The sequence below is a fragment of the Roseovarius maritimus genome (assembly GCF_043355895.2).
GTDB classification, from domain to species: domain Bacteria; phylum Pseudomonadota; class Alphaproteobacteria; order Rhodobacterales; family Rhodobacteraceae; genus Roseovarius; species Roseovarius maritimus.
This window is the reverse complement of sequence record NZ_JBHFPF020000001.1, coordinates 544,362-563,367: the sequence shown is the minus strand read 5'-3', so window position 1 is coordinate 563,367 and position 19,006 is coordinate 544,362. Positions and strand designations below refer to the sequence as shown.

Sequence of the window (19,006 nt, the reverse complement as noted above, 5' to 3'; positions counted from 1 at the left end):
GGCATTCCAGTGGTATGCACCAGAATATTTCGAAGGGACCCCCAATATGCATATGCCGATCCGTCAGGACTGGACCCAAGGCAGCGCAGCGGCGCACCTTGAGATCATGCGCCGCGCGCGGCGTGGTGATCTGATCCGGTTGGCGCGCAGTTATGATTGGACAGCCCACCCCGAAGCGGTGCTGGGCTGGATCATGGCGCAGCGGCGGATCGATCTGGGGACGGCGCTGGCGGTGTTCCTGCGAGGTGAGCCTGAGCGCTTCAACTACATGCCCAAACGCGATGTGGCCGAAGCGCACCAGCCCGCGGCGCGGCTTCTCGACAATATCTGCCTGCGGATCAACTCGGGCTTCTATCTGCCCACCGCGCCGGTTGCGGGCGCTGACAAGGCGCGCTTGATTCGCTGGATCGAAGCGCAGCAGGCTGACCGGACCGAGGGAACGAATGGCCGCTGGGTGCTGGACGAGCAGATCGTGTCGGCGGTCATGCAGGCTGCCGAGCATGATGCGACGGGAGCCGAGCGCGCTGGAGACCAGGCGATGCGTCTCCAATCCCGCAGCCGCGGCGCGGGCAGGGGGCGGGCTGGCGCGGCGGAATGGTTGCGCCGGGCCATCAACTCGCTCGCGCAGCTGCGCACGGGACGGGGACGGCCCTGACCACCGGCGAGGGGCTGGAGATCAGAAGAGGCGTTCCGCACCGCGGCGATCTGCGCTAAGCATCCGGGTAGCCTGCGCGCGCGGCCGATCCGGCCCGACGCGCAGATCCGAACCCACGCCCCGAGATGATCCCGAGGGACCGACATGAGCACGCCAGACCCCTCTTTTGCGGCACGAACCCTCGCAGAGGCCCGCGCCGGACTTTTTCGGGCGTGGCATGTCATGGTGACGCGGGGTCCGAGCCAGTTTCAGTTCTGGATCATCGCGCTCCTGATCGGGATTGCGGCAGGCTTTGGCGCGCTGTTCTTTCGCAAGGGTATCACATGGCTGCAGGTCCTGCTCTACGGCGTCGATGACCCGCGCAACCTCTATACCTTCGCAGGCGGCATGGCGTGGTACTGGATCCTGATAATTCCGATTTTGGGCGGTCTTGCCGTGGGTCTGATTCTGACCCGGTTCACCGGTGACGGACGCGTGCGGGCGGTGGCAGATGTCATCGAGGGCGCGGCGCTGAACAACGGCCGCGTCGAAAAGCGGGCCGGCCTTGCCTCGGCAGCAGCGTCGCTGATCACGCTGGGGGCTGGCGGCTCGTCCGGGCGCGAAGGACCTGTGGTGCATCTGGCGGGCGTCATTTCCAGCTGGGCGGCTGACCGCATAAACGCGAACGGCCTGCATGGGCGCGATCTTCTGGGCTGCGCCGTGGCGGCGGCGGTCTCGGCCTCGTTCAACGCGCCGATTGCGGGGGCGCTTTTCGCGCTGGAAGTGGTTCTGCGCCATTTCGCCATCCACGCCTTTGCGCCGATCGTGATCGCGAGTGTCGCAGGAACGATCATCAACCGACTGGAATTCGGTGGACTGACAGAGTTCGTGCTGCCGACCTCCTCGGCGCTGGAATTCTATGTCGAACTCCCCGCCTTCCTGCTTCTGGGCCTCGTCTGCGGCGTCGTGGCGGCTGCGCTGATGCGCAGCACCTTCTTCGCCGAGGATGTGGTCACGGCCGTCTGCGCCCGCCTGTCAATCCCCGACTGGATGCGTCCTGCCATTGCAGGGGCGATGCTGGGAGGAATGGCCATCTGGTTCCCGCATATCATCGGTGTCGGGTACGAGACCACGAACGCCGCGCTCACCGGTCAGCTGGTGCTGCACGAGGCCATCGTCTTCGCCGTGCTCAAGGTCGTGGCGGTCGCCATCACGCTGGGTGGACGCATGGGGGGTGGAATATTCTCGCCTTCGCTCATGCTGGGCGCGTTGACGGGTCTTGCCTTCGGGTTGATCGCGACGCCGATCTTTCCCGATGTCTCGGGCTCACTGTCGCTCTATGCGCTGGCAGGGATGGGGGCGGTCGCGGCGGCGGTGCTGGGCGCACCGATTTCGACCACGATGATCGTTTTCGAGCTGACCGGAGACTGGCAGACGGGCCTTGCCGTTATGGTGGCCGTGTCGATGTCGACGGCGCTGGGCACGCGGCTGGTGACGCGGTCATTTTTCCTGACGCAACTCAAGCGGCGCGGCATCCACCTGGCCGAGGGGCCGCAGGCCTATCTGCTGTCGATGACGCCGGTGGCCGGGCTTATGCGTCCGGCTGGTGATGACAGCGCCCCCTCCGAGGAGGTGTGCCGCGCGATGATCGACAAGGGTATTCATGTGGATATCGGCGCAACGCTGGAAACTGCCATGCCGCTATTCGAGGCGCATGAGGTCAACTACGTGCCGGTCATCGCGCAAGGGACGGGCGAGGCGCCCAGCATCTACAAGGGCGTGCTCTACCACGTCGATGCGCTGAAGGAATTCAATCTGGCGCTGGCGTCGCTGTCGCGTGAGGAACACGGGTAGGGGCGTTGCCGCTGCCGAAGAAGGGGGCTTTGCCTCCACGCCGGAAAATCCGGGGAATTTTTCCGCGCTCCCCAGGTTATTTTCAGCAAGACGAACCGGGTATCAGACCCGCTCGACCGTGACGAGATCGCCGGTATGGAAGGCGAGGTGCCCCTTGATTTGCGAGACCTCAGCCAAAGGCGCCTCATAGCTCCAGGCCGCATTTTCGATCGTGCGGCTTTTCGTGACGATCGAGTAGTAGCTGGCCAAACCCTTGCTCGGGCAATCGGTGTTGTGCGCGCTGGGGTCGAGAAAGGCGGTGGCGATATCATCGCGTGGGAAGTAGATGACCGGCGCGTGGCCCTCTTCGGTGAGTTCGAGGGCGTCACCGCTTTCACCGATAACGGCGCCGCCTGCGCGGACGCACCAGGTGCCGAACGCGGGCTCGATCGTGATCTTGGTCATGGACATATGCCTTTCGTGCTGCTGCGCTTGGCGGCACCATGCCGCCTTTGCCGCGGCAATGCCAGTGCTGTGAGCGGGCGCTCGCTTCAAAGAGGGGCGGTCGCCTTTTCCAGCCATTCCGCGGCGGCACCGGTCAGGCGCGGCGCGATCTTGTCCCGGCATTGGGCGTGGTAGGAATCGAGCCAGTCGATTTCGGGTTGGGACAGCGCGTCGCGGTCGATCAGGCGGCGATCTATGGGCACGAAATTTAGCGTCTCGAAGGCAAGGCGGTTCGTGGCGCTGTCCGCCTTGTCGCTGCCGGGCAGGGGGGTGGCGGGTTGCACCACCAGCAGATTCTCGATGCGGATGCCGAAATGTCCCTCGCGGTAATAGCCTGGCTCGTTCGAGAGGATCATGCCGGACCCCAGCGCCGTCTCGCTGGCGCGGCTGATGCGCTGGGGCCCCTCGTGGACGCAGAGATAGACGCCGACCCCGTGGCCGGTGCCGTGGGCATAATCCTGATCGGCCAGCCAGAGAGGGTAGCGCGCTATCGCGTCGATATCGCGGCCGGCGAGGCCCTTGGGGAAGCGCAGGCGGCTGATGGCGATCATGCCCTGCAGCACCCGAGTGAAGGCCGCGCGCGCGTCATCGGTCGGGACCCCGATGGGCAGGGTGCGCGTGATGTCGGTTGTGCCATCCAGATACTGCCCACCGCCGTCGAGGACCAGCAGATCGCCATCCTGAAGCGTGCGGTTCGACGCCTCGGAGACGCGGTAATGCGCCAGCGCGCCATTGGGGCCGCCGCCTGCGATGGTGTCGAAGCTGATGTCGAGAAGCTTTCCTGTGGCGCGGCGGGCCTCTTCCAGCTGTTTCACCACGTCTATTTCGGTGATCGTTCCGGGCGTCTGCGCCTCCAGCCATGCGAGGGTTTGGCAAACCGCCGCGCCATCGCGCAGATGCGCGTGACGCGTCGCCGCGATCTCGGCCTCGGTCTTGCAGGCCTTGGGCAGGATGCAAGGATCGGGCGCATGGGCGGCCTTTATGCCGGCCTCGTCCAGCGCTTGCGCGACGGCCACAGGAATCGAGGCGGGATCGATGCGCACGGGCGTCAGCAGCAGCGTGAGCGCGGCGGAGAAGCCGGTATCGGGATGGGCAGAGACGCCGTCCGAGATGCAATTCGCAGGCAGGCTGTCCAGCTTGGCCGGGTTCACGTACAGCTCGACGCGCGCGTCGTCATGGAGGATGGCGAAGGCATGCGGGATAGGGTTGCGCGGAATGTCCGTGCCGCGGATGTTCAGCAGCCACGCGATGCTGTCGGGCAGGGTGAGGATGGCGGCGCGGTGGCCGGCCTTGCGCAAGGTCTCGGCCAGCTCTGCGCGCTTTTCGGCGCTGGTTTTGCCGGCCAGATCGTCGGGGTAGGCGGTGATGGCGCCATTCGGGGGCGCGGGGCGGTCCGGCCAGATGGTATCGATCAGGTTGGTCTCGGGCGCGCATTGGATGTTCGAGCCCTCCAGCGCATGAGCGAGTTCCTCCATCTCTTTGACGGTGTGCAGCCACGGGTCAAACCCGACCTTGCTGCCATCGGGCAGGGCGTCTTTCAGCCAGTCGGCCAGCTTGGTCTCGGGCCAGTCGACGGGTTGGAACGCCGAGCTGTCAGTCTGGCCGCGCACCTGCGTGCGGTAGCGGCCATCGACGAAAACGCCGGCCTGCTGCGCGGTGATCGCGGCGAACCCGGCAGAGCCGGTAAATCCGGTGAGCCAGGCCAGACGCTCATCTCCCGGGGCCACGTATTCGCCCTGATGCACGTCGGCGCGCGGGACCAGCCAACCATCGAGCCGGGCGGATTTCATCGCACCCCGCAGCGCGGCAAGTCGGGGAGGCCCCTGTTCCGGGGTGGATTTCTCGGTAAAGGATTGAAACATCACGAGACCCTTTTCATGCCTTTTGCCATGCCCATCACGCGGGCGCGGGCGCGGGGGTCGGAATCGAACAGCGCGGCCAATTGCTCGGTCATCGCGCCGGCCAGCTGGTCGACATCGGTGATGGTGACCGCGCGGTCATAATAGCGCGTCACGTCATGGCCGATCCCGATGGCCAGAAGCTCGACCGCCTTGCGCTTTTCGACCATGGCGATGACGTCGCGCAGGTGCTTTTCAAGGTAGTTGGCGGGGTTGACCGACAGGGTGCTATCATCCACCGGCGCGCCGTCCGAAATCACCATCAGGATCTTGCGTGCCTCGCGGCGGGCCACCATGCGGCGATGCGCCCATTCCAGCGCCTCGCCGTCGATATTCTCTTTCAGCAGGCCCTCTTTCATCATCAGGCCAAGGTTCTGGCGCGTCCGGCGCATCGGGCTATCGGCGGATTTGTAGATGATGTGGCGCAGATCATTGAGGCGGCCGGGCAGTTGCGGGCGGCCTTCGCCCAGCCATGTCTCGCGGCTTTGCCCGCCTTTCCACGCGCGGGTGGTAAAGCCGAGGATTTCGACCTTGACGTTGCAACGCTCGAGCGTGCGGGCAAGCACATCTGCGCAGATCGCCGCAATGCTGATCGGGCGGCCGCGCATGGAGCCACTATTGTCCAGAAGCAAGGTCACGACGGTATCGCGAAACTCGGTATCCTTTTCGACCTTGAAGCTGAGCGGTGTCGTGGGGCTGGCCACGATGCGCGCGAGGCGGCCCGCGTCCAGAATTCCCTCTTCGCGGTCGAATTCCCAGCTGCGGCTCTGCTGCGCCTGCAGGCGGCGCTGCAGCTTGTTGGCAAGGCGGCTGACCGCGCCTTTCAGCGGCTCGAGCTGCTGGTCGAGATAGGCCCGCAGGCGCTCCAGCTCGACCGGCTCGGCCAAGTCTTCGGCGTGGATTTCCTCGTCGAAGAGAGTGGAGTAGACTTGGTAATTGGGGTCGGCATCCGAGACAGGCTGCGGCGCGGGCGGCTCCATGGGCGCGTCGCCATCGGGCATGTCGGCATCCTCGCCCGCATCCTCATTGGCGCTCTCGTCCATGCTGACTTGCGCCTGGGAGGCATCCTGCTGCTCGTCCTGGGACTGCTCGGCCTCGGCGTCGGCCTCCTCGGTGTCACTGTCGTCCTGGCCGCTGCTGTCGGGCTCGTCCTCGTTCTGATCCTGCTGGGCCTCGTCCTCCTGCTCGTCGTCCTCGGCATCGGGATCGTCGCCCAGCTGGTCGCCATAGCCCAGATCCTCGATCACCTTGCGCGCGAATTTGGCAAATTCGGCCTGATCGGCGAGGGTATCTTGCAGGTTCTCCAGCGTCTCGCCGGCCTCGCCCTCGATGAAGCCGCGCCAGAGTTCCATCACGTTGCGCGCGCCTTCGGGCAGCTCACGGCCCGTGGCGAGGTGGCGAATGAGGTATTCGGCGGCCTTGTGCAGCGGCGCATCGGCGGGATCGGTGATCTGCGCATAGCCCGCGCGCGCGGCCTCGGCTGCGATCTTGCTGTCGATATTGCTCGCTGTGCCTGGCATGGTGCGCGCGCCCACGGCCTCGCAGCGGGCCGTCTCCATCGCCTCGTAGATGTCGCGCGCCATGGCGCCGGGGGGCACGTATTTCGCGTGGGTCTTGGCGTTGTGATACTTGTGGCGCAGCGCCAGCGCATCGGCAGTGCCGCGGGCGTGCAGCACCTCCTCGCGGGACATCCGGCGGCTGATCTGGGGCAGGCGCATGGAATCGCCCGAGATGCCTGATGGGTCGACCGAATAGCTGACATTCAGCTCGCGGTCGCCGGACATGACCTTGGTCGCCTCGGCAAGCGCCTTCTTGAACGGATCGGCTGGGTTGTCGGATGGTTTTTTCATTGTGCCGCTCCTATCGCTTCCATGCAAATACCCTTGTCGGCAACGAATACGGGATTGGTAGCTATATTATCGGGATCAAAGCCACCGAATGTGTTCAAATACTTCTGCACAAGCCCCCGCTCGTGAACCTTGGCTTGCTCTGCATTCGAAGCGACCGCTTCCAAGTCCACGTCATTGCCAAAGCTAAACATTGCCACCCTAGTCTTGCCATTTGGCAAGTGATCGACTCCGCGTGCAATCGAGTGAAGGACCCGAACTGCGGTAAAGAAAGCGTAACATCTGACGCGTCGTTGTGCATCATCCATGAGTGGTGTCATTGCCTCCAAACGGCCTTCGTAACGCGATTCCTCTGCCGGTAGCGCGGCGCTTGCCGCCGCAATACACGGCAGCAAAACACATGCGACGAGGCAATGCTTGAGCGTCACCCCAAGCTCACGCTCGCCGCGCTTTCCGGCAGTTCCTCGTCGAAACACCGCTGGTAGAATTCGGCGACGGTCTGGCGCTCCAGCTCGTCACACTTGTTCAGGAATGTCAGGCGGAAGGCATAGCCGACATCGCGGAAGATGCTGGCGTTCTGCGCCCAGGTGATCACGGTGCGCGGCGACATCACGGTACTGAGCTCACCATTCATAAAGGCCGTGCGGCTAAGATCGGCCACGGTCACCATCTGGCTGACCGTCTTGCGGCCCTCGGCGGTGTTGTAATTGGGGTTCTTCGACAGGACGATCGCCACCTCGGCATCGTGGCTGAGGTAGTTGAGCGTGGCGACTAGGCTCCAGCGGTCCATCTGGCCCTGGTTGATCTGCTGGGTGCCGTGGTAGAGGCCCGTGGTGTCGCCAAGGCCGACGGTGTTGGCGGTGGCGAAGAGGCGGAAATAGGGGTTGGGCGTGATGACCTGGTTCTGGTCCAAGAGGGTCAGCTTGCCATCCGCCTCCAGCACGCGCTGGATCACGAACATCACGTCGGCGCGGCCCGCGTCATATTCATCGAACACGATGGCGGTCGGATTGCGCAGCGCCCAGGGCAGGATTCCCTCATGGAATTCAGTCACCTGCACGCCGTCCTTCAGCTTGATCGCGTCCTTGCCGATCAGGTCGATCCGGCTGATATGGCTGTCGAGGTTTACGCGGACGCAAGGCCAGTTGAGGCGCGACGCGACCTGCTCGATATGGGTGGATTTGCCGGTGCCGTGATAGCCCTGGATCATCACGCGGCGGTTATGGGCAAAGCCCGCGAGGATCGCCAGTGTCGTGTCGCGGTCAAACTTGTAGGTGCTGTCATTGTCGGGGACGCGGTCGGTCCGCTCGGCAAAGCCCTTGATCTTCATGTCGGATTCGATCCCGAACACATCGCGCACGGAAATCTCTTCGGTCGGTTTCGCTTGCGCGTCGATCATGCCATCAGCCATTGCATTACGTCCTTAAGTCGCATCTGAGAGTTGCCTCGTGTGGTGCAACATATTGTGCAGAAGGGCAAGGGAAAGGGAAAGAAATGCTGGTCCCCGGGCGTGTTCATCCTATACCTTCCCCGAAAGGCGCGCGGCGCCCTTCACCAGTTTGGGACGACTATACCCGTGACGCGCGACGAGATTGAATTGCTGATTGCCCGTGCCGCCATGGGCGAGCGTGTCGCTTTCTCCGATCTTTATACGCATACCTCCGCGAAACTATTCGGAATCTGCCTGCGTGTGTTACATGACCGCGCCGAGGCCGAGGAGGCGCTGCAAGAGGCCTTCGTCAAGATCTGGCGCCATGCGGACCGGTATCGTGCCAATGGGCTCAGCCCCATGACATGGCTCATTACCATCGCGCGCAATACCGCGATCGACCGGGCGCGCAAGCGCCGCGAGACGCAGCCGGGGCTGGACGCCGCCGACATGGTGGCCGATGCCGCGCCCGGCCCCGAGGCGCAAGCCATTGCATCGGGCGCGCGCGCGCAGCTGGACCGGTGCCTGGGCGAGCTGGATGCCGGGCATTCAGACGCTGTGCGCCGCGCCTATCTGGACGGTGAGACATATGACGAGCTTGCCACGCGCTTTGGCGTGCCGCTCAATACGATGCGAACGTGGCTGCGCCGCAGTTTGCTGAAATTGAAGGAGTGTCTGACGCGATGACCACCCCGCCGCCATATGACGAGGACGACCGCGTCCTTGCGGGCGAGTACGCGCTTGGCCTGTTGGGCCATGATGCGGCGGCGGCGTTCGAGACGCGTTTGGCGCGCGAGCCTGACTTGCGCGCGCTTTATGCTGCCTGGGCCGAGGATCTGGCCGGGTTGACGGATGATATCGACCCGGTGTCGCCACCCGCCTCGATGAAGGATCGGATCGAGGCGCAGGCTTTTGGTGACATGTCGCCGCGTCGGCCCTTTGCCGGGCTGCGCGGGCTGGCTTGGCTGGTGGGCGGCGCGGTGGCAGCGGCACTGGCGCTTTTCGTGGTGCTGGAGACCGGGCTGTTGGGGCAGGGTCCGGCGCCGGAGGGCGCGCCCGAATTCATTGCCGAGGTTGCCGCCGAGGATGGCTCGCTGGTCATTCTGGCCAGCTATGACGCGGATGCGGGTGCGCTGACCGTTAAGCGGCAAACTGGCACCGCTCCGGTGGGCCGCGTGCTGGAGCTGTGGTTGATCGCGGGCGAGGACGCGCCCGTTTCCCTGGGCGTTCTGCCCGATGGCGAGGGTCTGCGGCTGGATATGGACCCTGCGCTCGCCGCCCGTCTGCCTGGCGGCGTTCTGGCCATCTCGGACGAGCCGCCGGGCGGTTCGCCCACTGGTGCGCCGACAGGCAGCGTTCTGGCCACCGGCGCCGTCGCGCCCGTCTAGGCACCTCAAAAAAAGTTTGAAACTATCTGTGCCCCGGCGCCGTGTCTGCGAGGGTCAACAGGCGATATTGCCTGACCAACCCGAGGAGATTTCCATGACTTTCAAGACCATGATGACCGCTACCGCCACCGCCGCCGTTTTGGCCACGGGCGCCTATGCCGAAAACCCGATGGTCGGCGGCGCCGCGATGTACGCGGACAAGAACATCATCGAGAACGCCGTGAATTCGGCCGATCACGAGACCCTGGTCGCCGCCGTCAAGGCAGCCGGTCTGGTCGAGACACTGTCTGGCGAGGGTCCCTTTACCGTCTTCGCACCCACCGATGACGCCTTTGGCAAGCTGGCCGATGGAACCGTCGAGGCCCTGCTCAAGCCCGAGAACAAGGAGCAGCTGACGCAGATCCTGACCTGCCACGTTGTTGGCGCCGATGCGATGTCGGATGCGATCATGGGCATGATCGACGATGACGGTGGCGCGCATATCGTCCCCACGCTGGGCGGTTGCAAGTTGAACGCCACCTATGACGGAGGCAACATCATGCTCGAGGACGAGCAGGGCCAGACGATCAACGTGACCATCGCGGATGTCGACCAATCTAACGGCGTGATCCACGTGGTCGACACGGTCATCCTGCCCGCCACCAAGTAAGGCGCACACGGGCGCTACACGATCAGGTGAGAACGCGGGCCCGGCACTTGCCTGCCGGGCCCGATGCTTTCAGATTGACACCAACAGCGCGGCCTGACGGCCCTTGCGCATAGCGACAGGAGCAAGATCATGGACAGACGCCATTTCATCACCGCCGCGCTTGCCGCGGGATCAGCCGCCGCCTTTGCCCGCTTCGGCGGCGCCGCGGCGCCCGAAGGGAATTTCGAGATCACGCGCACCGAAGCCGAGTGGCGCGCCATGCTGACCGAGCTTGAATATGCCGTCATGCGCGAGGAGGCGACCGAGCGCGCCTTCACCTCGCCCTTGGACAAGAATTATGACGATGGCACCTATGTTTGCCGGGGCTGCGATCTGCCGCTGTATGCTTCTGACGTCAAGTATGACAGTGGCACCGGCTGGCCCAGTTTCTGGCAGGCCAAGGAGGGCGCGATCGGGACCAAGGCTGACCGTTCGCTTTTTGGCGTGCGCACCGAATGCCATTGCAGCCGCTGCGGCAGCCATCTGGGCCATATCTTTGACGATGGCCCCGCACCCACCGGAAAGCGGCATTGCATCAACGGCGTCAGCCTGACCTTCGTTGCCGCCTGATCCGGCCGCGCGCACATCTCAGGTGCAACCATGAAGGCCGTCTTTGCGTTGTCATTATGACAAGCCGCAAAGGCGGCTTTTCTGCGCGCGACGCGCATCACCCGACACACATGATGAAAGGAGATTCACATGCAACGCAAAGGTTCTGCAGTCTGGAGCGGCGATCTGAAATCCGGCAAGGGGCAGGTCAGCACCGAAAGCGGCGCGCTCAAGAATTTGCCCTATGGCTTCAATACCCGCTTCGAGGACGAGCCGGGCACCAACCCCGAAGAGTTGGTCGGCGCGGCCCATGCAAGCTGCTACGCGATGGCAATGTCGCTAGGTTTGGGCGAAAAGGGCTTGAAGGCAGATAAAGTTGACGTAGCAGCCAAGGTGACTCTCTCTGAGGTCGATGGCGGCTTTGCCGTGACCAAGGTCCATCTCGACGTCAGCGCCGACATCCCAGGCATCAGCGAAGAGGATTTTCAGGACGTCGCCGAAGCGACCAAGAAGAACTGCCCGATCTCCAAGCTGTTGACCGCCGAGATCACGCTGGACGCCAAACTGGTCTGAGGCGCCAGCGCGAAAGAACACGAAAGAAAAAGCCCTCGGCACCGGGCCGGGGGCTTTTACGCGCTGTTGGAAAAACACTATTTCGCTTCACTTCACGTTGATGGTCACGTTGTCGTACCCGTAGATGTCCTTGCCATCCGCCGCGAGAGGTACCTTTGCGGCGGCAGCACCGGCGATCATGATGGGGCTCAGCAATATGATGCCAGTTATCGTATTCGATGCTTTTCCATCACGCGCCCGTTGCGAGACATTCACCGGTTTGAGCGTTCTCGCCGAGGCGGTAGAGCCGTTCGCGCAAGACAACTCGACGGCTTTGCTGGCGCTTCCGAAAACCGGCAGTTTCACGGTGCTGGGGGTTTTGAAAGCGGCGGTGAAACCATCGCCCTTCATTGAGCAATCGGCTGTGATTTCCGCGAAATGATTGTTCGTGTGCCCTTTGAGGCTGGGTTTGACGACCCGGATCTCGGTAGCATGGTAACCGACAAGACCCGAGGGCGCGCTGTCGCTGTTGAAGGCGACCGCTACGTCCTGCATGCCCGATGTGCCGGTTCCAGCGGCGCAGCCCACAAGGGCGGCAGATGAAAGCGCAACCGCGGCCATTTTGATAAAGTTCATCTGCTTCTCCGACTTTTCAGGCTCGTGATCGCTGCCGCGCCGACAGCACGAGGGGGGTATTGCGGGCGAGACCCGCAGGGGTCAACCTCAGTGTGGGGAAAGTATCAGTCGCCGCAGCCTTCCGGATAGGATGTGGTCATTTCGTCACATTATTCGTGCGTCGGCCTACCTCCGGCTTGGCGATCTGCTTCATACAACCGATCTTCTCAAGTCGATTTCACGCGGTCTCGTGTGGGTGGGTATAGACGCCAAGTTGCGCTTGGGCGCTCGCCGATGATCAGAGAATGGCTCGGTCTGTGCTTTCAATCGGCTGAACAGAAGACCCGGTGTGCAATTGGCCAACTGCTGGATCATGCGCAACAATGAACCGGATCGTGTCGCGGTGCTCGAGGATCATAAGGGCTTGCCGAAGATGCCCGACAAGCCCTTTTCATGCCCTTACTGCCCGGCGCGGTAGAAGATTTCGCCATCGCCCGCCGTGCCGCCAAAGGCGATCACGTCGAACTGCGCGTTCGGATCGTCGCCCATGCCGGGCGATCCGGCGGGCATGCCGGGCACCGATATGCCGGTGATGTCCGGTTTTTCGGTCAGCAGCTTTTCGACCGCGGCAAGAGGCACATGCCCTTCGACGACATAGCCGCCAACGCGCGTCGAATGGCACGAGGTCAGGTTCGCTGGCACGTCATGCGCGCGCTTGGTGCCCGCATAATCCATGTTCTCAAGGATCTCGACGTCATAGCCGTCTTTGGCGGCAAGATCGGCCCAGGCGCTGCAGCAGCCGCAATTGGGCGTCTTGGTCACTGTCATCGAAAGGCCGGCGGGCACTGACATCGCGGGTTCTTCCGCATGGGCGAGCATGGGGGTCATGAGGGGCAGGGACGCCGTCAGCGCGGCGAAGAGGATAGGAAATTTCATGGGATCGCTCCGTTTGTTCTGGGTGTGAAAGGGGCAGGTTTCACACAGGGCGCGGAGGTCCGGTGGGCGGGCAGGGGCTGCGCCCGGCCCAATGCTCAAGCGTGCCCGGAAATGTAAGGGTCAGGGCCGAGCAGGCAGGCTGCATCATCGGCGCAGTATCGAAAATCGCGAAAGCGGCGCAGGCGGGGGTGGCGTGGGTGCTGCTGGCCGCATCGCAGCACGGCATCGCGCCCTCGCCCGCATGGATCATCGCGGCGGGCGCGGGATGCGCCAGCATGGCTTGCGCATGGCCGAGTGTCGCCGCGCAGGTCAGAAAGAGGATCAGCAGATACCGCATGTGCACCTTTGTGCCGCCCGGCCACCGCGCGCGCAAATCACCATCCGGTGAGCGCGGGGCTATTTGAAATTGCGGCTGTTCTTTAGCTGTTCCCACGCCCACATGACCTGCTGCAGCTGCTCTTCCTGGCTGCGGTCACCCCCGTTCATATCGGGGTGCAGCACCTTGATCAGGGCCCGGTAACTGCTGCGCAACTCGGCCTTGGTCATGGTGTCCTTGGCGTCAAGGATCTCGATGGCCTGGCGCTCGGTCGGGGGCAGGCGTTTGCCACCACCGGCCTTGTCCTTGCCGGGGTTGCGCGTGGCATTGACGCCCAGCACCTGGTGCGGGTCCTCGATCCCCAGCCGTGCCCAGGCGCGGGCCTCGGGGTCGGTGAAGGCCTTGGTCGTGCGTTCCCACACCTTGTCCTTGGACATCTGCGCGTTCATCTCGGCCTCGGTCGTGCCGTCGAAGAAATTCCATTTGAGGTTATATTCGCGCACATGCTCCTGGCAGAACCAGTAGAACTCGTCCAGCACGTCGGGCGCCTTGGGCGCGCGGTAGAGGCCGGGCTTTTCGCAGCCTTCATGCTCGCATTGCCGCTTGGATGTCTCGGATGCGCCGGACATCCCGCGGCGGCCGCGCGGATTTTTCTTCTTGGCCGATGATACGGACATGTCGAAGCCAAATGGATCGGATTTGCTCATCGGGCACCTCTTTGCGAGTCGAAGCCGATACTCTAGTCTAATTGAACGCAAGTTGAAGGGGGCTAGGACCAGAATTATGCACAAGGCGGCAGAAATTCGCGCGGCGCTGGAGCGGAACCTGGAGGTTCAATTCCTTGAAGTGATTGATGAAAGCGAGGCGCATCGCGGGCATGCGGGCTATCCGGAGGGCGGCCAGTCGCATTTTCGGGTGCGTATTCGCGCCAAGGAGCTGGCTGCGATGCCGCGACTTGCGCGGCACCGCGCGATCCATGCCGCCATCGGGCCCGAGCTGATCGGGCAGATCCATGCGCTTGCCATAGAAGTCGATGCGTGAGCGCGAAAACCGGGCGCGGCGCAGCTATTCCTTGTTCGGCGTCTTGGGATTGTCTGGAAGTGGCGCGTCCGGCGACGGCGCGGGATCCGCGCGCGACGGCTTGATAGGCGTCAGGTACGGCTCACGTCGCTGCACGCCTTTCGGGCTGGACGCGCTCGTTTCCGACGTCTCGGGCGTGACCGCCTCGGCCATGTCCTGCGCGGTCTGGATCACGTCGTCGGCGGCATCCTCCGTGTCATTTTTGGCGCGGCGAAAGACCATGAGCGTGCGATAGACGGTCTGCGATCCGGTCAGGCCCTGCCGCTCGTCCGAGGGCAAGATGTCAGTGCGCAGATACTCCCACCCCTCGGCGGCCTGGGCATTCAGCGCAGCCTCCACCGTTCCGGCAAATCGCGCCTCGGCGGTCTTGACGCCCGGCGCCTTGGCGCCTTTGGTGGGGGCCGGGATCACCTTGTAGTCATAACGCGTCATGGTGCTCTCGCCCCTCCGTGAAACATGAGTGTTCGCGCCAGCTTAGCGGTCCGGCGCAGCAGTGAAAAGCAGCTATGCCTTGGAGGGAATGCCCATCGGCAGGCCTACGCCGTAGGGGCGGGGCAGCTTGTCATGCGCCGCCTGCAGGGCCGCGACACGCTCCAAGATATCCGGAGGCATGGGGGCCACGCGCGGCCCGCTCATGTCCACATGCAGCGTCAGCGCCTCGCCGGTCGCGGCCAACCAGCCATCCTCGTGATGCAGTTGCTGAAAGCTGTGAAAGCGTTTCTCGTCATGCGCCAGAAGCTGGACCGAGCATTGCACACGATCGCCCAGATGCAGCTCGCGCAGGTAGCGCACGCGGAAATCGGCCACGTAAGTCGTCATGCCGCGCGTCTTGGCGTAGTCGGCGCCAAAGCCCATCAGGCGATAGACATCGTCAATTCCCTCGTCGAAGAGGACGTTGTAATAGGCCATGTTGAGATGGCCGTTGAAGTCGATCCACTCGGGCTTGACCGTCATCCAGTCCGAGAGGGCGGGGCCATCGGCGATATTATTGGGCAGGTCCGGCATCACAGCCCCAGCTTGGCCGAGACGATTTCGTTCACGGCCTTTGGATTGGCCTTTCCGCCGGTCGCCTTCATCGTCTGGCCAACGAACCAGCCTGCCAGCTTGGGGTTCTGCTTGGCTTTTTCGACCTGTGCGGGGTTGTCGGCGATGATGCGGTCCACGGCCTCCTCGATGGCGCCGGTATCCGTCACCTGCTTCATGCCGCGCTCTTCGACGATCTTTGCCGGATCGCCGCCAGTCGTATAGACGATCTCGAAAAGGTCCTTGGCGATCTTGCCCGAGATGGCATCCGATGCGATCAGGTCCACGATCCCGCCCAGCTGCGCGGGGCTGACCGGGCTTTCGGTGATGTCAGCGCCTTCCTTTTTCAGGCGGCCGAACAGCTCGTTGATGACCCAGTTGGCGACCAGCTTGCCATCACGGTTGGAGGCGGCCTCCTCGAAATAGGCGGCGTTGGCGACTTCGGCGGTGAGGACGCTTGCGTCATATTCCGACAGGCCGAAATCGAGGACAAAGCGCGCTTTCTTGGCGTCGGGCAGTTCGGGCAGGGAGGCTTTGATGCCGTCGACCCAGTCCTGCTCGATCTCCAGCGGCAGAAGGTCGGGGTCGGGGAAGTAGCGGTAATCATGCGCCTCTTCCTTCGAGCGCATCGAGCGCGTCTCGTTCTTGTCGGGATCGTAGAGGCGCGTTTCCTGCACCACCTCGCCGCCCGCCTCGACAATGGCGATCTGGCGGCGCGCCTCGACCTCGATCGCGGCCTGGATAAAGCGCATCGAGTTCATGTTCTTGATCTCGCAGCGGGTGCCAAGGTGCGAGAAATCCTGCGTTTCCTGATACTTCTCATAGGCGCCGGGACGGCAGATGCTGACGTTCACATCCGCCCGCAGGTTGCCGTTCTGCATGTTGCCGTCGCAGGTGCCGAGGTAACGCAGGATCTGGCGCATTTTCAGCACATAGGCGGCGGCCTCTTCGGGGCCGCGAATGTCGGGGCGGCTCACGATTTCCATCAGGCAGACGCCCGTGCGGTTCAGGTCCACGAAGCTCATGTTCGGATCCATGTCATGGATCGACTTGCCCGCGTCCTGTTCCATATGGATGCGTTCGATGCGCACGAGGCGGGCGATGCCCGGCTCCATATCCACCAGGATCTCGCCCTCGCCGACGATGGGATGGTAAAGCTGGCTGATCTGGTAGCCTTGCGGCAGGTCGGGATAGAAGTAATTCTTGCGGTCGAAGGCTGATTTCAGGTTGATCTGCGCCTTGAGGCCGAGGCCCGTGCGCACCGCCTGCTCGACGCAATACTCGTTGATGACGGGCAGCATGCCGGGCATGGCGGCATCGACGAAGGCGACGTTGGAATTCGGCTCGGCGCCAAAGCGCGTCGAGGCACCGGAAAACAGCTTGGCGTTCGAGGCGACCTGCGCATGCACTTCCATGCCGATGACCAGTTCCCAGTCGTGCTGGGCGCCGGCGATGACGCGAGGTTTCGGGGCTTCGTATGTCAGGTCCAGCATGGCGGCGTCCTTTGGTCAGATGCCAAGGCTTCTAGGACAGGCGGCGCGGCTGGGCAAGGGGCAGGCAGCGCGGTTAGAGCGAGGGTAGCATGTACATCCCGGCAGGTGAGAAAGCGATGGATTGTCCGCGCGCGATATCATCCGCAAATTGCGCTGCGATGGCACTCAAGGCGGTGCTGCGCCCCTCGCTGATCAATGCGCGGCGGGGCGGCAGGTGGCCGGCGCCGGGGCAATGCAGCGCCTGCGTCCAGATCAGCGGATGGAGCTCATGGAGGTGGTCGCGCAGGATCCAGGTCAGACAATCGTGCAGGGCTGTGCGTACCGCTTCATGCGCGGCGCCCGGGTCATCGCCTGCGCGCATGGTGACGGCGCAGAACGCGGCCATCAGATTGGCGGTGTTCTGATCAGGGCAGCGGCGCAGAATATCGCGCAACCCGTCGATGAAGAACGCCGGATCCAGCAGCGCCAGCGCCTTGGAATCCAGTGCCAGCGCGTCGAGATAGACCCATGTGTATCCGCCCGCGCCCCATAGGCTCGCGGTGCGCACGGCGATGCGGCGGGCCTCCAGCTCCAGTTGCGGAAAATTACCCGGCTCCACCGCCAGAACGGTCGCGCCAAGCGCGCGCATATTGGGCGGACTGGCGGGATCAAGGTCGATCAGTTGCTCGTATTCGTCCGCCACCTGCAGCGCAGTCGCGTCCGGCGCCGCGCGCAAGAGCGCGCATTGCGCGGCAGCCAGCGACGGCGCGTCGAGGTCACTGGCAGAATACGAGGCCAGAAGGCTCTGCGCCCGGGCCGTGTGATGCGCGGCGCGGTCATCCGCGCCACTTAGCGCGGCGGCGCCGGGGACGGACCTCCACGCGCGGGCCATGTCGACATGCGCCAGCGCCACGATGGCATGCACGGGGTAGTCGTCAGGATGATCTTCGGCCAGGCGGTCCAGTGCGTCGATGCCGTGGTGGTCGGGAATGACGCCGTCATGCAGCGAATCCTCGGCCATCGCCACGACATCGTTGCGGGCGCCAAATCCCATCAGCATCGCTGCCGATTCGCCGCCAGGTGTGCCGCTACGCGTCCGGTCGGCTTCGATAATGCGGTCCGACAACTTGCTCCACATTTCTTGCCGGGCCAATTTCTGCCCCAGATCCTGAAACGCGACGCGGGTCATTTCCTCTTCCGTGACAGGGATCGAGGGCAGGATGATCCGGCGGCTGAGCTTGTCGAGACTTGGCTGGGGCCGCCGCTTGGCGGGGGCCGTGCCGGATCGCTGGCGTGAGAAAAGACGGGTGACCTGGGCCAGAAGCCGGGTCTTGGAAATGGGCACGTGATGGGTCACGTCAGCGAAGCCTTCTGCTGCATGTCATTAAGCCGTCACGATGGCGGTGCATTCAGGCCAAATCATGTCGCCACTTGGGAGAATGGAAGATTGCCTTGCGCGGAAATACGCCCTCGCGCTGCCCCGGAGTTGTGCGCGGCGGGCGGGGCCATTGCAGGGCCGGGTGTTTTGGGCGATCATGGCGCATGAAACGGATCGGCCTCAGTCTTTGCGTGTTGTTCTGCCTTGCCATCGTCCCTGCGTATCTGCATGCGTCGGAGACAGGAGCGGCGGCGAACGCGATCCGTCCGCAGTCGCGCAGCATCGAAATACCGAAGGCGCGCTGGGATCATCGCCCCGGCGGCGCGGCCTGGACCCGCAGCGCCCTGACGGCGCTGGCCCGGCATGGCACGCCGCTGGTGCAGTCGGTGCCGCGCGATGTTTCGACTTGGTGCCCCGGCTATGCCTCTGGTGACGAGGCACAAAGGCGGGCCTTCTGGGTCGGCTTTCTGTCCGCTTTGGCCAAGCATGAAAGCACCTATCGTGCCAAGGCTGTAGGCGGGGGCGGGAAATGGTATGGCCTCTTGCAGATCCTGCCGGGTACAGCGCGCAGCTATGGCTGCCGGGCCACCTCGGGCGGCGAACTGGTGGATGGTGGCGACAATCTGAGCTGCGCGATCCGCATCATGGCGCGCACCGTGCCACGCGATAATGCCATCGCAGTGCGGGATGGGCGCTGGCGCGGGGTGGCCGCCGATTGGGGGCCGATGCGCAGCACGGCCAAGCGCACGGACATGGCCTCATGGCTGCGCGGGCAGGAATATTGCGCGCTCAAACGCTCGCCCCGTCCCTTGCTGCGCCCCGAAACCATCAAGACTGCGCGCAGCGCACGCCAAGCGCGCTGAG

General features: G+C 63.9%; 22 protein-coding genes. 9 read left to right on the top strand and 13 right to left on the bottom strand.

Annotated features, from left to right (window positions below; all coding sequences use genetic code 11):
• Positions 1 to 46 precede the first annotated feature (46 nt).
• Together ACEWPM_RS02715 and ACEWPM_RS02710 are read left to right on the top strand one after the other, a co-directional pair.
• A complete protein-coding gene (locus ACEWPM_RS02715; protein ID WP_393960941.1) occupies positions 47 to 655 on the top strand; it encodes a hypothetical protein in 609 nt (202 codons plus the stop codon).
• 144 nt (positions 656 to 799) lie between these two features.
• Positions 800 to 2,488, top strand: a complete 1,689-nt coding sequence (locus ACEWPM_RS02710; protein ID WP_393960939.1) for a chloride channel protein — start codon at positions 800 to 802, stop codon at positions 2,486 to 2,488.
• Positions 2,489 to 2,590: 102 nt separating this feature from the next.
• On the opposite strand, the gene ACEWPM_RS02705 is transcribed toward ACEWPM_RS02710, so the two are convergent.
• From ACEWPM_RS02705 to cobS, 5 genes are all read right to left on the bottom strand, one after another.
• Positions 2,591 to 2,932, bottom strand: a complete 342-nt coding sequence (locus ACEWPM_RS02705) for a DUF427 domain-containing protein (RefSeq protein WP_393960938.1) — start codon at positions 2,930 to 2,932, stop codon at positions 2,591 to 2,593.
• 86 nt (positions 2,933 to 3,018) lie between these two features.
• Positions 3,019 to 4,833 carry an aminopeptidase P family protein gene (locus ACEWPM_RS02700; RefSeq protein WP_393960937.1) on the bottom strand — a complete coding sequence of 605 codons (1,815 nt, stop codon included), beginning with the start codon at positions 4,831 to 4,833 and terminating at the stop codon, positions 3,019 to 3,021.
• Positions 4,833 to 6,719 (bottom strand): cobaltochelatase subunit CobT, encoded by a 1,887-nt coding sequence (cobT, locus tag ACEWPM_RS02695; RefSeq protein WP_393960936.1) that lies wholly within the window; start codon positions 6,717 to 6,719, stop codon positions 4,833 to 4,835. The genes ACEWPM_RS02700 and cobT overlap by 1 nt, the downstream gene beginning before the upstream one ends.
• A complete protein-coding gene (locus ACEWPM_RS02690; RefSeq protein ID WP_393960935.1) occupies positions 6,716 to 7,024 on the bottom strand; it encodes a hypothetical protein in 309 nt (102 codons plus the stop codon). The genes cobT and ACEWPM_RS02690 overlap by 4 nt, the downstream gene beginning before the upstream one ends.
• 116 nt (positions 7,025 to 7,140) lie before the next feature.
• A complete protein-coding gene (gene cobS, locus ACEWPM_RS02685) occupies positions 7,141 to 8,127 on the bottom strand; it encodes a cobaltochelatase subunit CobS (RefSeq protein ID WP_393960934.1) in 987 nt (328 codons plus the stop codon).
• A gap of 207 nt (positions 8,128 to 8,334) precedes the next feature.
• Between cobS and ACEWPM_RS02680 the strand changes: the two genes are divergently transcribed.
• The 5 genes from ACEWPM_RS02680 to ACEWPM_RS02660 all read left to right on the top strand — a co-directional run bounded on the left by ACEWPM_RS02680 (position 8,335) and on the right by ACEWPM_RS02660 (position 11,343).
• A complete protein-coding gene (locus ACEWPM_RS02680; protein ID WP_393961005.1) occupies positions 8,335 to 8,832 on the top strand; it encodes a sigma-70 family RNA polymerase sigma factor in 498 nt (165 codons plus the stop codon).
• Positions 8,829 to 9,533, top strand: coding sequence for an anti-sigma factor (locus ACEWPM_RS02675; RefSeq protein ID WP_393960933.1), 705 nt, complete (start codon positions 8,829 to 8,831; stop codon positions 9,531 to 9,533). Before ACEWPM_RS02680 ends, ACEWPM_RS02675 begins: the two co-directional genes overlap by 4 nt.
• 94 nt (positions 9,534 to 9,627) lie before the next feature.
• A complete protein-coding gene (locus ACEWPM_RS02670) occupies positions 9,628 to 10,182 on the top strand; it encodes a fasciclin domain-containing protein (protein ID WP_393960932.1) in 555 nt (184 codons plus the stop codon).
• 129 nt (positions 10,183 to 10,311) lie between these two features.
• Positions 10,312 to 10,791, top strand: a complete 480-nt coding sequence (gene msrB / locus ACEWPM_RS02665; protein ID WP_393960931.1) for a peptide-methionine (R)-S-oxide reductase MsrB — start codon at positions 10,312 to 10,314, stop codon at positions 10,789 to 10,791.
• 129 nt (positions 10,792 to 10,920) lie between these two features.
• On the top strand, positions 10,921 to 11,343 hold the full coding sequence (locus tag ACEWPM_RS02660) for an OsmC family protein (protein ID WP_393960930.1): 423 nt from the start codon (positions 10,921 to 10,923) through the stop codon (positions 11,341 to 11,343).
• A gap of 87 nt (positions 11,344 to 11,430) precedes the next feature.
• Here the strand turns inward: ACEWPM_RS02660 and ACEWPM_RS02655 are convergent, their stop codons facing one another.
• From ACEWPM_RS02655 to ACEWPM_RS02640, 4 genes are all read right to left on the bottom strand, one after another.
• A complete protein-coding gene (locus tag ACEWPM_RS02655) occupies positions 11,431 to 11,943 on the bottom strand; it encodes a hypothetical protein (protein WP_393960929.1) in 513 nt (170 codons plus the stop codon).
• 453 nt (positions 11,944 to 12,396) lie between these two features.
• Positions 12,397 to 12,873: a DUF411 domain-containing protein gene (locus ACEWPM_RS02650; RefSeq protein WP_393960928.1), complete on the bottom strand. Its 477-nt coding sequence runs from the start codon at positions 12,871 to 12,873 to the stop codon at positions 12,397 to 12,399.
• 40 nt (positions 12,874 to 12,913) lie between these two features.
• On the bottom strand, positions 12,914 to 13,210 hold the full coding sequence (locus ACEWPM_RS02645; RefSeq protein ID WP_393960926.1) for a hypothetical protein: 297 nt from the start codon (positions 13,208 to 13,210) through the stop codon (positions 12,914 to 12,916).
• 59 nt (positions 13,211 to 13,269) lie between these two features.
• Positions 13,270 to 13,896: a J domain-containing protein gene (locus tag ACEWPM_RS02640; protein WP_393931627.1), complete on the bottom strand. Its 627-nt coding sequence runs from the start codon at positions 13,894 to 13,896 to the stop codon at positions 13,270 to 13,272.
• Between the two features lie 76 nt (positions 13,897 to 13,972).
• Between ACEWPM_RS02640 and ACEWPM_RS02635 the strand changes: the two genes are divergently transcribed.
• Positions 13,973 to 14,230 carry a BolA family protein gene (locus ACEWPM_RS02635; protein ID WP_393960925.1) on the top strand — a complete coding sequence of 86 codons (258 nt, stop codon included), beginning with the start codon at positions 13,973 to 13,975 and terminating at the stop codon, positions 14,228 to 14,230.
• A 24-nt stretch (positions 14,231 to 14,254) separates the two neighbouring features.
• On the opposite strand, the gene ACEWPM_RS02630 is transcribed toward ACEWPM_RS02635, so the two are convergent.
• The 4 genes from ACEWPM_RS02630 to ACEWPM_RS02615 form a co-directional block, all read right to left on the bottom strand.
• On the bottom strand, positions 14,255 to 14,701 hold the full coding sequence (locus ACEWPM_RS02630) for a DUF4177 domain-containing protein (RefSeq protein WP_393960924.1): 447 nt from the start codon (positions 14,699 to 14,701) through the stop codon (positions 14,255 to 14,257).
• 72 nt (positions 14,702 to 14,773) lie between these two features.
• Positions 14,774 to 15,274, bottom strand: a complete 501-nt coding sequence (locus tag ACEWPM_RS02625) for a thioesterase family protein (RefSeq protein WP_393960923.1) — start codon at positions 15,272 to 15,274, stop codon at positions 14,774 to 14,776.
• Positions 15,274 to 16,785, bottom strand: coding sequence for an Asp-tRNA(Asn)/Glu-tRNA(Gln) amidotransferase subunit GatB (gene gatB, locus ACEWPM_RS02620; protein ID WP_393960922.1), 1,512 nt, complete (start codon positions 16,783 to 16,785; stop codon positions 15,274 to 15,276). The genes ACEWPM_RS02625 and gatB overlap by 1 nt, the downstream gene beginning before the upstream one ends.
• 73 nt (positions 16,786 to 16,858) lie before the next feature.
• Positions 16,859 to 18,121, bottom strand: a complete 1,263-nt coding sequence (locus ACEWPM_RS02615; protein ID WP_393960920.1) for a hypothetical protein — start codon at positions 18,119 to 18,121, stop codon at positions 16,859 to 16,861.
• 185 nt (positions 18,122 to 18,306) lie between these two features.
• Here ACEWPM_RS02615 and ACEWPM_RS02610 point away from each other — a divergent pair, with 185 nt between their 5' ends.
• Positions 18,307 to 19,005, top strand: coding sequence for a lytic transglycosylase domain-containing protein (locus tag ACEWPM_RS02610; RefSeq protein WP_393960919.1), 699 nt, complete (start codon positions 18,307 to 18,309; stop codon positions 19,003 to 19,005).
• Position 19,006 lies beyond the last annotated feature (1 nt).